Below are 14,144 nucleotides of genomic sequence, written 5' to 3' on the forward strand. Positions count from 1 at the left end.
GTCTATCTACTGGCTGCCTGATGGACCCCCGCACACCCATCGACGCTCCCGATGGGGGAGGGTTGCCTAACCCTCAGGGTCGGCCCATATCCAGCGGTGTCAGGCGTGCAATCTTCTTCTCTTCGGCCAGCGCCTCGATTTTGACGACGACGAGGGACAGGTTGTCGCCGCCTCCGCGCGCCCGAGAGCGGGCCTTTTCAATCAAAAATTCCGTGGCTTCGCGGGGCGATAGCGAATCGACTACCGACGCCAGTTCGGTGGGAGAAAAGTAGTGCCACACCCCGTCGCTGCAGGCCAGCAAGACATCGCCCGGTTGCAGCTGCGGAATGATGTGGGTGGTAATGGGCGGGTCGCTCTCGGTGCCAAGGCAGCCGACCAGAATGTTGGAGTGAGGATGGTTGTTGGCCTCAGCCTCTGTCAGCTCACCCCGGTCCACCAGCGCTTGCACGTAGGAGTGGTCGCTGGTGCGAAACGCGAGTCGGGGACCTTGAAAGTGGTAGATGCGCGAGTCGCCTGCATGGACCCAATGGCAGTCGCCTCGGGGGTTGATGAGAAATGCGGCGATGGTGCTGTGCGGTTCCTGCTCTGCCGAAATCGCCGTCAGTCGAATGACGATGTGGGCCTCTTCCACCATGTTCTTGAGCATTGCCACCGGGTCATCGGTGTCGGGGGAATAGCGTTCGAACAATTGCCGTGCCGTCATCATGACCTGGTCCGAGGCCTTGCGCCCCCCGCTGCGGCCACCCATTCCGTCGGCGACCACTCCCAGAACACAGCCGTTGTGCCGTTCGTGAGAGATCAGTGCCACCTGGTCTTGCTGGTATTCGCGGTCACCCTTGTGGATGCCGGTGGAGGCGATGAGGCGAAACGCTTTGGTCATGCTGCAGATTGTGGGGGCGCCTACGCGAACGCCTGTCGTGGAAAGCGGGCCAAGCGCGTATTATCCGCCCGCCTGTGGCATTTTTGCCATGTCTGCGGCCTCCTGCCTTGAAACCCAGCCTGCACTCCCCCCACCGTCAGTTGATCGAGCTACGCATGGAGCATGCCGATCTTGACGCGTTGATCGACCGGTGTACGCCCGACGTGGCGCCTGACGAACTCACCCTGCGTCGACTCAAAAAGCGACGTCTCGTGCTGCGCGACGCGCTTGAGCGGCTTGAGCAGCAGCTGCAACCCCAAGAGCCTGCCTGATGTCGTTGGTGGCCATGGTGCCGGAGGTCTTTGCCCCCGATGGCGTACTGGCTCGGGCAGATGGGCATTTTCAACCGCGTGATGGCCAGACCCAGATGGCCGTTGCAGTGGCGCACACCATTGCCGAGGGTGGGGCACTGGTGGTGGAAGCGGGCACGGGAGTGGGCAAGACCTATGCGTATCTGGTTCCGGCCTTGCTGAGTGGCGAGCGGGTGCTTTTGTCCACGGCGACCAAGGCCTTGCAAGACCAGCTGTTTGCGCGAGATCTGCCTCGCTTGGCGCAGATCCTGGGGCTGCCCGTTCGGATGGCCCTGCTCAAGGGGCGCGCCAGTTACTTGTGCCTGCATCGCATGGAGCAGGCGCGGCTGGATGTCCAGGCCCAGGACCGTGGAGTGGTGCGTGTGCTGGCCAAGGTGGAAGGCTGGTCGCGCCATACCGTGTCCGGCGATCTGGCGGAGCTGACAGGACTGGATGAACGCTCCCCCGTGATTCCGCTGGTCACTTCGACGCGTGAGAATTGCCTGGGCTCACCGTGCCCCCGGTTTCGCGAATGTCACGTCCATCGTGCGCGGCGCGAGGCGTTGGCGGCCGACATCGTGGTCATCAATCACCATCTGTTCTTTGCTGATGTGGCGGTGCGCGAATCGGGCATGGCCGAGTTGCTGCCCACGGTGCGTGTGGTGGTCTTCGACGAGGCCCACCAGATCAATGAGACAGGCGTGCAGTTTTTAGGTGCGCAGATTTCCACGGGTCAATGGGCGGACTTTGCCCGTGACCTGCTGATGGCAGGGTTGCAACATGCGCGGGGCCTGGCTGACTGGGCAGGTCTTGCGCAGCGTGTGGAGTTGTCTGCGCGGGACCTGCGTCTGGCGGTGGGCGTGGCAGCGGTCAATGGCGGGGGCAGCGTTTCAGGGGCGAGCAGGCTGCGCTGGACAGACGAGATACCCGAGGGGGTATCAGGCTCTGCGTGGCAGGCCGCGCTGCGCGCTGTGGCATCTGCGTGTGCGCAGGCCCTGGAGGCACTGGACACCGTGAGCGAAATGGCACCTGATCTGGAGCGCCTGTACGAGCGCGGTAACGCACTGTTGGCCAGGATGGCGCGGTTTTCGGGCCCTTGCCAGGCCGATGGAGTTCGCTGGCTGGATGTGGGCAGCCAGTTGCGCTTGATCGAGTCCCCGCTGGACATTGCTGATGCCATGCGCACACGGATTCTGGCGTCGCCCGCAGAGGCCTCGCAGGGAGATGCCTGGCCCGAGGACACTTCCGCAGGCGTTGGTCGGGCGTGGATTTTTACCTCGGCCACCCTGGGTGACGATGAAGCTTTGACCTGGTTCACCGAACGTTCCGGGCTGCAGGATGTGCGCATCCTGCGCGTGACCAGCCCATTTGATTACGCTCGGCAGGCTGCACTCTATGTGCCGCGCGAGTTGCCGTCGCCTGCCGACCCGTCCCACAGCCGCAGCGTGGCTGATTGGGTTGCCTCTGCCGCCGAGCCATTGGCGGGGCGTACGCTGGTGCTCACGACCACATTGAAGGCCTTGCGCACCATCGGTGATGCGCTCAAAGCGCGGTGGCAAGGTTCGGGTGCACTGGAAGTGCTGGTGCAGGGCGACTGGCCCAAGCGGCGCCTGATGGAGCGTTTTCGCGAGGGGGCGTCGCACGGCCGCCCGGGCTGTGTGCTGGTGGCGTCGGCCTCGTTCTGGGAGGGTTTTGATGTGCCGGGCGATGCTCTGCAGCTGGTGGTGATCGACAAGCTGCCGTTTCCGCCGCCGGGAGATCCCCTGGTGGAGGCACGTACGCAGCGCATCGAAAAGGCGGGGGGCAAAGCGTTCAAGTCCTATGCACTGCCGGAGGCGGCGGTAGCGCTCAAGCAAGGTGCGGGCCGCTTGATCCGGCATGAAACGGACCGGGGCATTCTGGTGGTGGGCGACACGCGCCTTGTCACCATGGGTTATGGCAAGCGCTTGCTGGCCGCTTTGCCACCGATGCGGCGGCTGGAATCGCCTGAGGCGTTTGAGGCTGCGCTGCTGGCGCTCACCAGACCTTCCACCATGGATCCGACTTGCCCTTGACGCCGCCACTCAGATAGGCGCTTTGCGGGTAGGACTTGTCCATCACGCGGCGCGCATCGTCCCGCAGCTGGGTCATCCCCAAGGCGTCGTACGACTGGATCAAGATGTACAGCGCCTCTTCGAGCGCGGGAACACCTTGGTAGTCGGCCAATGCCACTTGCGCACGGCCAATGGCGGCCACGTAGGCGCCGCGCTCAAAGTAGTACCGTGCCACATGTACTTCGTATTGGGCCAGCGAATTGACGATGTAGGTCATGCGTTGGCGAGAGTCCTGCGCATAGCGGGATTCGGGAAAGCGTGTGACCAATTCACTGAACGCTTCAAACGAGTCCTTGGCGGCCTTCTGGTCGCGCTCGGACAGATCCTGGCGTGAGATGAACGAGAAAAGGCCCAGGTTATCGTTGAAGTTGACCAGGCCCTTCAGGTACAGCGCATAGTCCAGTGCAGGGCTGGCGGGGTGCAGCTTCATGAAGCGGTCCAGCGTCGCGACGGCCTGTGCCTTTTCGCCCGCCTTGTAGTGGGCATAGGCTTTGTCGATCTGGGCTTGCTGGGCCAGTGGGGTACCTGCTGCACGGCCCTCCAGCTTTTCCAGCAGCGGAACGGCCTTGTCATAGGCCCCGCTGTTCATTTCGTCCTGGGCTTCGGAGTGGATGCGATTGGGGCTCCAGCCCGCCGTTTTATCGACCGTGGTGCTGGAGCAGCCAGCCAGCAGACCGGCCAGCAGCAAGGCGGAAACAAGGGGCAGTGGGGCACGCAGCATCGCAAGCAGCTTTCAGCAAAGAAGGAAAAAGGTGCGCAAGAAGGGGCTCAGGGGCTCTGCAGCGGGGGTGTGCGCCTGACGCACTCGACACGGCAGCCCTCACTGTCATTCTGGGCACGAAAAAGCATTGTACTGGGGCGCCCGCGGTCTGACGGTACAGCGGCCCGGGCAGTCACAGGTGGGCCGCCGGGGTTTCTACAATGCCTGCATGTTTGTTCATTTGCGCCTGCACACCGAGTTCTCCGTCGTTGACGGTACCAATCGTATCGATGAGGTGGCCAAAGCCGCTGCCAAGGACGGCCAGCCTGCGCTGGCCATCACCGATCTCAACAATCTCTTTGGCGCGATCAAGTTTTACAAGGAGGCCCGAGGCAAGGGGGTCAAGCCCATCTTGGGCGCCGAGATCTTTGTTGAAGGCGAGGCGGGTGCTGCTCCCTCACGTCTGATTGTTCTGGTGCAAAACCGCCAAGGTTATTTGAACCTGTCGGAACTGCTGGCCCGGGCCTGGACCCGTAACGTCGCCAAAAACCTCGCGCTGAGCACCTGGACCTGGCTGGAGGAGCTGTCGGAGGGCTTGATCGCCCTGTCTGGCGCCCAGGCGGGCCCAGTGGGTCAGGCGCTGATGAAGGGGGACGAGTCGGGTGCGGCCGATATCGCGCTGCGTTTGGCGGGCATTTTTCCGCACCGGTTCTATGTTGAGCTGCAAAGGGCCGGCCGAGGCGACGACGAAGCCCATGTGGTGGCCGCAGCGCAGCTCGCAGCCCGGCTGAACCTGCCGGTGGTGGCAACCCACCCTGTGCAGTTTGCCGAGCCTGATGATTACGAGGCGCACGAGGCGCGCATCTGTATCGCCGAGGGGGAAATCCTGGCCAACCCGCGCCGGGTGCGCAAGTTCACTCGCGACCAGTATTTCAAGTCTTCCGCCGAGATGGAGGCCTTGTTTGCCGATCTGCCATCGGCCATCGCCAATACGGTCGAGATTGCGCAGCGCTGCAATCTGACCCTGGTGCTTGGCAAGCCGCAGTTGCCGGATTTTCCGACGCCCAACGGCATGCCCATTGACGAGTATTTCCGCTATGCCTCTTTCGAGGGGCTAGAGGATCGCCTGAAACACCTCTTTCCTCGCGAGGCCGAGCGCGAAAGCCAGCGTCCACGGTATGTGGAGCGTCTGGAGTTCGAGCTGGGCACCATTCTCAAGATGGGGTTTCCTGGCTACTTCCTGATCGTGGGTGACTTTATTCAGTGGGCCAAGCTGAACGGCTGCCCGGTGGGGCCGGGTCGTGGGTCGGGCGCCGGCTCGCTGGTTGCGTATGCGTTGAAGATCACCGATCTGGACCCGTTGCAATACAACCTGCTGTTCGAGCGCTTCCTGAACCCAGAACGGGTATCGATGCCCGACTTCGACATCGATTTCTGCCAGTCCAACCGCGACCGGGTGATTGACTACGTCAAGGAAAAGTACGGCAAGAATGCCGTGAGCCAGATCGCCACCTTCGGCACCATGGCCGCCAAGGCCGCGATCCGCGATGTCGGCCGGGTGATGGACATGAGCTACACCTTCTGTGATGGCATCTCCAAGCTCGTGCCTGGCAAGCCTGGCATGTCCTACACCCTGGCCTACCCACCCGAGGTGAAAAAGGAAGGCGACAAGAACAACTACGCGCTGGAACTGGAGCCCATGCTCTACGAGCGTGTGCGCAAGGAAGAAGACGTCAAGACCGTCATCGAGATGGCGCAGAAGCTTGAAGGCATGACACGCAACATCGGCATGCATGCCGGGGGTGTATTGATTGCGCCGGGCAAGCTCACCGATTTTTGTCCGCTCTACCAGCAGCCGGGCAGCGAGTCTGCCGTGAGCCAGTATGACAAGGACGACGTGGAAGCCATCGGCTTGGTGAAGTTCGACTTCTTGGGCTTGGCCACGCTCACCATCCTGGAGATTGCGCGCGAGTTCATCATCCAGCGCCACAAGGGGCAGGAGAACTTTGCGTTCGAGAACATACCGCTCGACGATGGGCCCACCTACCGGCTGTTCTCCGAGGGCAAGACGGAGGCCGTGTTCCAGTTTGAAAGCCGCGGCATGCAGGGCATGTTGAAAGAGGCGCGTCCAAGCCGGCTGGAGGACTTGATTGCCCTGAATGCGTTGTACCGGCCAGGGCCCATGGACCTGATCCCCAGCTTTGTGAATCGCAAGCATGGCAAGGAAGTGGTGGAGTACCCCCACCCGCTGGTCGAACCCGTGTTGGCTGAGACCTACGGGATCATGGTGTACCAGGAGCAGGTGATGCAGACCGCCCAGGTACTGGGCGGCTACAGCTTGGGTGGCGCAGACATGCTGCGGCGCGCCATGGGCAAGAAGAAGGCCGAGGAGATGGCCGAACACCGCGCCATCTTCCGCAAGGGGGCGGCAGAAAAGGGCATCAGCCAGGAAAAAGCCGACGAAGTGTTCGACTTGATGGAGAAGTTCGCGGGCTATGGCTTCAACAAGTCGCACGCTGCTGCTTACTCTTTGCTGGCTTACCACACTGGTTGGCTCAAGGTGCACTACACGGCCGAGTTCTTCTGCGCCAACATGACCGTGGAAATGGATGACACCGACAAGCTCAAGGTGTTGTTCGAAGACGCGCAAAAGATGGGTCTGTCGTTCGAGCCGCCGGATGTGAACCGGGGCTTCTATCGGTTCGAGCCGGTCACCGACAAGATCATCCGATATGGCCTAGGGGCTGTGAAGGGTACGGGTCAGCAGGCGATTGAAGCCATCGTCGCCGCCCGGGAAGGGCGTGGCGAAGGGCCGCAGGGATCCACCACGGGGCCTTTCAAGAGCCTGTTTGATTTTTGTGTGCGTGTGGACAAGGCCCGCATGAACAAGCGCACAGTGGAAGCGCTGATCAAAGCGGGCGCCTTTGATTCCATCCACCTCAACCGGGCGGCCCTGGTGGCCTCCATTGATCGGGCCTTCGACTTTGCCGCCGCCACGCTGGCCAATGTGAACCAGGGTGGTTTGTTCGACATGATGGGCGATGACGCCCATGGCTCGAGCACCCAGGAGCCGGATCTGGTGGACGCAACCCCTTGGGGCATCAAGGAGCGGCTCACGCTCGAAAAAACCGCCGTGGGGTTCTACCTGTCCGGTCACCTGTTCGACGAGGTGGCCACCGAGGTGCGCCGTTTTGTGCGCACGCAGATTGATGAACTGCTCGACAGCCGCGAGCCCCAGGTGCTGGCCGGCATCATCAGCGACTTTCGTGTCATCAACGGGCAGCGCGGCCGGTTGGGTCTGTTCAAGCTGGATGACAAGTCTGCCGTGATCGAGGCTTCTGCCGATGAGGCATTGCTGAACACCTACCGCAATCAGCTCAAGGAGGACGAGTTTGTGGTGATGATGGGGCGGCTGCAGCTGGACCACTTCAGCGGAGGCTTGCGTGTGAAGGTGCAGCAGGTGTGGGACCTGGCGGGAGCGCGTTGCCGGTTTGGCAAATACCTGCATGTAGCGGTGGCCGACAAGGCGCCAGACGTGCCGCGCCTGGTGCGCGAATTTCCGCCGTTGCGTGAAGAAATCGCCGAAGGAGAACTGGTGCACGGACTGCGCGTGCGCATGGGCGTGCGTTGCCTGTCAGATGACGCGGTCGCAGTGGCGGAGTTGCAACTGGGCGAGAACGCACGTTTTTACCCCAGCGATGCCGCTCTGGCCGCATGGACGGCGCAGGTAGGTGCAGGCGCTGCCACTGTGGTCTACGAGTGATGGATTGCCCGGCGCAAGTTTCTGTACGCCATGGGTTGAAAAATACCTGTTCAACAACCAGCTTCTCCAGCAGCAGCCTCCCGTGCGGGTCGCTAGAATGATTTTCATGGCAACAAAACCACCTTCACCCCCCACCGCGCCGCCGGCGACAAGGCCTGCGCGGGATGATGGCGGTTCGGTCGTGCTCGAGAGGCGCACCCAAAAGACCCAGCCGCCACAGATGTATCAGGTGGTTATGCTCAACGACGACTACACCCCCATGGAGTTTGTCATCGTGGTGCTGCAGGAATTCTTCAGCAAAGACCGCGAAACGGCCACCCAGATCATGTTGAAGATCCACCTTGACGGTAAAGGCGTTTGCGGCGTTTATTCGCGCGACGTTGCCGCCACCAAGGTAGAACAAGTGCTTGACGCCGCCCTCAAAGCGGGCCACCCACTGCAATGTGTCAGTGAGCCTGTTGAATAACAGGTTTTTGATCCCGATCTACAGTTATCCCTTCCACGCAAGCACAAAGGAGTTCACATGATTGCCCAGGAACTGGAAGTCAGCTTGCACATGGCCTTTGTTGAGGCCCGCCAGCAGCGCCACGAGTTCATCACCGTGGAGCATCTGTTGCTTGCATTGCTCGATAACCCCAGCGCAGCGGAGGTGCTGCGCGCATGTTCGGCCAACATTGATGATCTGCGTTCATCATTGGCCAACTTCATTAAAGACAATACCCCCCAGGTTGCAGGATCTGACGAGGTGGACACGCAACCCACACTGGGATTCCAGCGCGTGATCCAGCGCGCGATCATGCACGTGCAATCCACGGGCAACGGCAAGAAAGAGGTCACGGGCGCCAACGTGCTTGTGGCCATCTTTGGCGAGAAGGATTCGCACGCCGTGTACTACCTGCACCAGCAGGGCGTCACGCGCCTCGACGTGGTCAACTTCATCGCCCACGGCATCAAGAAAGGTGAGCCCCCAGAACCCGCGAAGGCCGAAAACCAGGCTGAAGGCGAAGAGGGCGGTGGCGGCGAGCGCAACGAAAAGGCGTCGCCTCTCGAGCAGTTCACCCAGAACCTGAACCAGGCTGCCAAGGACGGCAAGATTGATCCGCTGATCGGGCGCCACTACGAAGTAGAGCGCACGATCCAGATCCTGTGCCGTCGCCGCAAGAACAACCCGCTGTTGGTGGGTGAAGCTGGCGTGGGCAAGACGGCGATTGCCGAAGGTCTGGCTTGGCGCATCACCCAGAACGACGTGCCCGAGATCCTGGCCGAGGCCACGGTGTATTCGCTCGACATGGGCGCGCTGCTGGCGGGTACCAAGTACCGGGGTGATTTCGAGCAGCGCCTCAAGGGCGTGCTCAAGTCCCTCAAGGACAAGCCCAATGCCATCCTTTTCATCGACGAGATCCACACCCTGATCGGTGCAGGCGCTGCGTCAGGTGGCACGCTGGACGCGTCCAACCTGCTCAAGCCGGCGCTTTCCAGCGGGCAGCTCAAATGCATTGGCGCGACCACATTCACGGAATACCGCGGCATTTTTGAGAAGGATGCTGCCCTGTCCCGCCGCTTCCAGAAGGTGGACGTGGTCGAGCCGAGCGTGGCTGAAACCATCGATATCCTCAAGGGCCTGAAGTCGCGTTTTGAAGAGCACCACAGCGTCAAGTACGCTGCGGCTGCCCTGCAGGCGGCTGCTGAGCTGAGTGCCAAGTACATCAACGACCGTCACCTGCCTGACAAGGCCATCGACGTGATCGATGAGGCCGGCGCCGCCCAGCGCATCATGGTGCCGAGCAAGCGCAAGAAGACCATTGGCAAGGCCGAGATCGAAGAAATCGTGGCCAAGATAGCGCGCATTCCGCCTGCCAATGTCTCCAACGACGACCGCGGCAAGCTGCAGACGCTGGAACGCGATCTCAAGAGCGTGGTGTTTGGCCAAGACAAGGCTCTGGAAGTGCTTGCCAGTTCGGTGAAGATGGCGCGCTCGGGCCTGGGCAAGGGCGACAAGCCGATCGGTTCGTTCCTGTTCAGCGGCCCCACGGGCGTCGGCAAGACCGAAGCCGCCAAGCAGCTCGCCTATATCATGGGCATCGAGCTGATCCGCTTCGACATGTCTGAGTACATGGAGCGCCATGCGGTCAGCCGTCTGATTGGCGCGCCGCCCGGCTATGTGGGCTTTGACCAGGGCGGCCTGCTGACCGAAGCCATCACGAAGAAGCCGCACGCGGTGCTGCTGCTCGACGAGATCGAGAAGGCGCATCCGGACATCTTCAATGTGCTGCTGCAGGTCATGGACCATGGCACGCTGACGGACAACAACGGCCGAAAGGCTGACTTCCGCAACGTGCTCATCATCATGACCACAAATGCTGGCGCCGAGACCATGAACAAGGCGACGATCGGCTTCACCAACCCGCGGCAGGCGGGCGACGAAATGGGCGATATCAAGCGCCTGTTCACGCCCGAGTTCCGCAACCGGCTGGACGCCATCGTCAACTTCAAGGCGCTCGACGAGCAGATCATCCTGCGCGTGGTGGACAAGTTCCTGCTGCAGCTGGAGACCCAACTGGCCGAGAAGAAGGTGGAGGTCACCTTTACCGACACGCTGCGCAAGCACCTGGCCAAGAAGGGCTTCGATCCACTCATGGGTGCGCGCCCGATGCAGCGCTTGATCCAGGACACCATCCGCCGCGCATTGGCCGACGAACTGCTGTTTGGTCGCCTCACCGAAGGGGGCCGCCTGACAGTGGATATCGAAATGAAGAAGGACGACAAGGGCGTGGAAACATCCGAGGTGCTGCTCGACATTCAGCCCTTGCCCAAAAAAGAGCGCTCTGCCAAGTCGGAACCTGCTGAGCCCGAAGAGGCCACCGCAGACTGATCTTCGCTTCGCTGCAAGGCAGCAAGAAGCCCACGGTGAAAGCCGTGGGCTTTTTTATTGGCGACGGTCATGCGGCGGGGCATCACTGGGGCATGAGGGGTACTCCATGAGACTGCTGCGCGACCCTCGGGAGGATCAAGACAGGCTCTAGCGTGAAGGCGCGCGTGCTGCGGGCGTGCCCGCTGGCCCTGCCCGGACCGGTTGCGTGGCCTGTGCGAGCAAGGGCGCACACTGAGCATCGTCGTCGGCGCCGGGTACCGTCACAGGTACCAAGGCCAGGGCTGCGGGCGCGGCCACGGCAGCGGCAATCGCTGCGCCGGCACGCAACAGCAGGGGGCCAGGCTCCACGCCCACCTGGGGTTTGCCCAAAGTGCCGCGCACATACAGCGGAGTGCGCAGGGAAAAGAATTTCCATTGCAGCGAGGAGGGTTTGACACTCAGGTTCAGGCGTTCCTGTGCCAGGTCGATGGTGCCGGTGACATCCACCACTGCCTCGTTGGTGCTCAGCTTGGCGGTGCGGACAGTGGCAACGCCTTCGCGCACAGCCAGGTCGGCCACCGCGCAACGCAACTGCACTTCCTTGTCATCACCAAACAGTTTGCCCACCACGATGCTGCCGACGTTGAGGGCTGCGCGGTCCAGCAGTTCGCGGCTCAGGGTGCCGTCGCGTACATACAGCCGGGCTTCCCCGGTGCTGGTGCCTAGCCACTGCGCCACCGAGCTGCCCTTGCCATTGAGTGCCAGGGCGCCATCGAGTCGTCCCAGGCTTTTGCGTGTGAGTTCCACTTCAGGAAACAGCGACGCGAGCCGCAGGTTTTGCACGCGGGTGTCCATGCGTACCGTGAGCGGCCGGTTGCGGCTGTCCAACACCAGTTTCGAGTCGATCTGACCTTTGGCCACGCCAAAGTGCAGGGGCTCGAGACGCAACACGGCATCTTCCAACCGCGCGTGCACGCTCAGGTCTTCCAGCGGCAAGCTGTTGGGTCTTACCACGCGCTGCCCTGCGAACTTCAGGTCCATGTCCATGGCATTCCATCGGTCGGTTGCAAACGCGGCGTCTGGCAACACTTTGCCGTTGCGGCCTGCCTGCTGGGCCGTCGCAGTGGTAGCCGTGCCAAGCACCGGGCCCAGGTCCACGAGGCGCAACTGGTTGGAGGTGATGTCGCCCGACAGTTTGCCCCGCGGCGCACCCGACACAAAGCGCAGGGTGCCATGCAGATCGCTCTGGCCTACGGTGCCGGTGAAGTCGCGGTAGTCCCACACAGCCCGGCCCGGCTGCAGGCTGCCTAGTAGTCGCCCCCGGGTTTGAAACGCCGGCGTGTTCGGTAGGACCAAGCCTGTGAGCGCATACAGATCCGCCATGCTGGCACCTTTGAGCATGACCTGAAAATCCATGCCTGACAGCGCGCCTGGATTGGCCAGAACGCCTTCCACGGCTGTCTCCACGCTGCCCGCCTTGGTCGTGAACTGCAGCGGGTAATTCACCTCCTTGTCGCGCAGCGTGAGCACGCGGCCCGCCTTCCCCTCGCCTTGGACGCGTGCCTTCCCCAAGGTGCCCTTGAAATCGAAGCGCACACCATAGGCAGAGGGACTGGCTGCGTCGGCCGTGGCGGACGCCGGAAAGGCCGTTTCTTGTGGGGCGGCGGCTTGTGGCCTATCGTTCAGCGTATCGACGTGCGCGGTCAGGTCAAGGTCCCGGGCTGCGTCGGCATAGGCCAACTGCCCTTTGCGAACCAACAGCTGGTCGATGCGGAATGTCCACCGCGGCATGGTGTCGTCGCGCGTCCGCGGGGGGGGCAGCGTCCAGTTGTTGGAGCCGTCGCGCAGACGGGCGAGGGCGATGTCCGGGCCAGTAAGTTCCAGGGAATCAATGACCACTTCCCGCGCCAAAAGGGGCCAGAGCTTGAGCGATGCACGCGCCATGTCGGCACGCGCCGTGGGGCGGGCCGCTGCGGCCTTGGCAGGGCGAACAAACCCCGGTGGGTCCTGCATGACCAGTTGGGTGCCTTCCAATGTGATGCCTGGCACCCAGCGGTGCCAGCTCTCTTCAAGAGGCTGTGGCCAGCGCCATGAGGCCGATAGATTGCCTTCCACCGCAAACTGCCGGCCCGTCGCCTCGCTGATGGTTTGGCTGAGCCACGGTTTGGCGCGGTTCCAGTCCCACTGGCTCACTGCTATCACGCCGATCAGCAGCAACCCCACAATGGCTGCGAGAAGCGTCCATCCCACGCGCACCCAGCGATGGCCTCGCCGTAGTTGGGACGCGGCAGGCAAGGCAGCCGCTGCTGATTTGTTGTGGTGATCGATCTGGGACTCTGTCATGGAGTGGTCATGCTAGCCCCGCACAACGCGGCTTTGGGCACCACGCGACTCTTTGGCGCGCTTGTCCTACAACGCCGGCCTGTGTGGCGTCCGCGATGTGTCTTTGGGTTGGTGTGAAACACCGGCCGGAGTCGACCGTGGGCCTATCGCGATACTGATCCAACCCCCTAGAATCCGCGCACCATGCACAACCCTCGCCATCCCCACGTACTGCCTGTGCGCGATGGAGTCAGCCCCAGTTGCGTGGTGCTGCCGACGCATGGGCAGGGCAGCATGCTGGATTTTTTGGCAGAACGGCTGCCTGCGGTGCCCCGCGATGAATGGTGCCAGCGCATGGAGGCTGGCGATGTGATCGACGAGCGCGGACAGGCCGTGCTGCCTGTGCGGCCGTTTGAGGGGGGACTGCGCCTCTACTACTACCGCAGCCTGTCGGCCGAGCCCACCTTGCCGTTCAGCGAAACCGTGGTGTATCAGGACGAGCATCTGGTGGTGGCGGACAAACCGCACTTCATGCCGGTCACGCCCTCTGGCCGGTATCTGCACAACACGCTGCTGGTGCGCCTCAAACGCCGTCTGGGGCTGCCAGAGCTGTCGCCGCTGCACCGGATCGACCGCGATACCGCTGGCTTGGTGATGCTGTCGGTACACCAAGCCACGCGCGGTGCGTACCAGGCGCTGTTCCGCGACCGACAGATCATCAAGCGCTACGAGGCTGTTGCGCCCTGGCGTGCCGACCTGGTCTTCCCGCGCGACCATCGCAGTCGCGTGGAGGAGAGCCCGCAGTTTTTTCGCATGCAAGAGGCACCGGGCGAACCCAACAGCCACACGCATATGCAGGTGCTGGAGACCGACGGTGACTGGGCACGGTATCTGTTGTCGCCCGTCACCGGCAAGCGGCACCAATTGCGGGTGCACATGGCCGCCCTGGGGCTGCCATTGCGCAACGACGCTTTCTATCCCGTTGTCAATGACCCGCCCGATGGCGATTATTCGCGGCCCCTGCAATTGCTGGCCCGGTCTCTCGAGTTTGTGGACCCCGTCACTGGTGAGCACCGCGTGTTTGCAAGCAGGCAGTCGCTGCACCTGCCCTGAACACGCTCGCAACCCTGTCGCTATCGGTCAGGGCCTTTCTGCGGCTCGTGAACAGGGCTGTTGCAAGGTGGAAATGGCAAGGGTTTTCCCTAT

At 62.4% G+C, this 14,144-nt stretch carries 9 protein-coding genes; 6 read left to right on the top strand and 3 right to left on the bottom strand.

The window, feature by feature from the left end:
• Positions 1–73 precede the first annotated feature (73 nt).
• Positions 74–880 (bottom strand): PP2C family serine/threonine-protein phosphatase, encoded by an 807-nt coding sequence (locus C8C99_RS07800; RefSeq protein WP_056645199.1) that lies wholly within the window; start codon positions 878–880, stop codon positions 74–76.
• Positions 881–987: 107 nt separating this feature from the next.
• On the opposite strand from C8C99_RS07800, the gene C8C99_RS07805 reads away from it, so the two are divergent.
• Together C8C99_RS07805 and C8C99_RS07810 are read left to right on the top strand one after the other, a co-directional pair.
• Positions 988–1,191, top strand: a complete 204-nt coding sequence (locus tag C8C99_RS07805; protein WP_108625403.1) for a YdcH family protein — start codon at positions 988–990, stop codon at positions 1,189–1,191.
• Positions 1,191–3,263: an ATP-dependent DNA helicase gene (locus C8C99_RS07810; protein ID WP_108625404.1), complete on the top strand. Its 2,073-nt coding sequence runs from the start codon at positions 1,191–1,193 to the stop codon at positions 3,261–3,263. Before C8C99_RS07805 ends, C8C99_RS07810 begins: the two co-directional genes overlap by 1 nt.
• Here C8C99_RS07810 and C8C99_RS07815 read toward each other — a convergent pair.
• Entirely contained in the window at positions 3,226–4,023 is a 798-nt protein-coding gene (locus C8C99_RS07815) for an outer membrane protein assembly factor BamD (protein WP_056645196.1), read from the bottom strand. The two genes, C8C99_RS07810 and C8C99_RS07815, sit on opposite strands and share 38 nt — an antisense overlap.
• 208 nt (positions 4,024–4,231) lie before the next feature.
• On the opposite strand from C8C99_RS07815, the gene dnaE reads away from it, so the two are divergent.
• From dnaE to clpA, 3 genes are all read left to right on the top strand, one after another.
• Positions 4,232–7,765, top strand: coding sequence for a DNA polymerase III subunit alpha (gene dnaE / locus C8C99_RS07820; protein ID WP_056645944.1), 3,534 nt, complete (start codon positions 4,232–4,234; stop codon positions 7,763–7,765).
• Between the two features lie 97 nt (positions 7,766–7,862).
• Positions 7,863–8,231 carry an ATP-dependent Clp protease adapter ClpS gene (gene clpS / locus C8C99_RS07825; RefSeq protein WP_056645192.1) on the top strand — a complete coding sequence of 123 codons (369 nt, stop codon included), beginning with the start codon at positions 7,863–7,865 and terminating at the stop codon, positions 8,229–8,231.
• 57 nt (positions 8,232–8,288) lie between these two features.
• A complete protein-coding gene (gene clpA / locus C8C99_RS07830; protein ID WP_056645190.1) occupies positions 8,289–10,637 on the top strand; it encodes an ATP-dependent Clp protease ATP-binding subunit ClpA in 2,349 nt (782 codons plus the stop codon).
• Positions 10,638–10,784: 147 nt separating this feature from the next.
• Here clpA and C8C99_RS07835 read toward each other — a convergent pair whose 3' ends face one another.
• On the bottom strand, positions 10,785–12,959 hold the full coding sequence (locus C8C99_RS07835) for an AsmA family protein (protein WP_108625405.1): 2,175 nt from the start codon (positions 12,957–12,959) through the stop codon (positions 10,785–10,787).
• Positions 12,960–13,142: 183 nt separating this feature from the next.
• Between C8C99_RS07835 and C8C99_RS07840 the strand changes: the two genes are divergently transcribed.
• On the top strand, positions 13,143–14,051 hold the full coding sequence (locus C8C99_RS07840; RefSeq protein WP_056645186.1) for a pseudouridine synthase: 909 nt from the start codon (positions 13,143–13,145) through the stop codon (positions 14,049–14,051).
• Positions 14,052–14,144: the final 93 nt, after the last annotated feature.

This window comes from Acidovorax sp. 107, assembly GCF_003058055.1.
Taxonomy (GTDB): domain Bacteria; phylum Pseudomonadota; class Gammaproteobacteria; order Burkholderiales; family Burkholderiaceae_C; genus Acidovorax.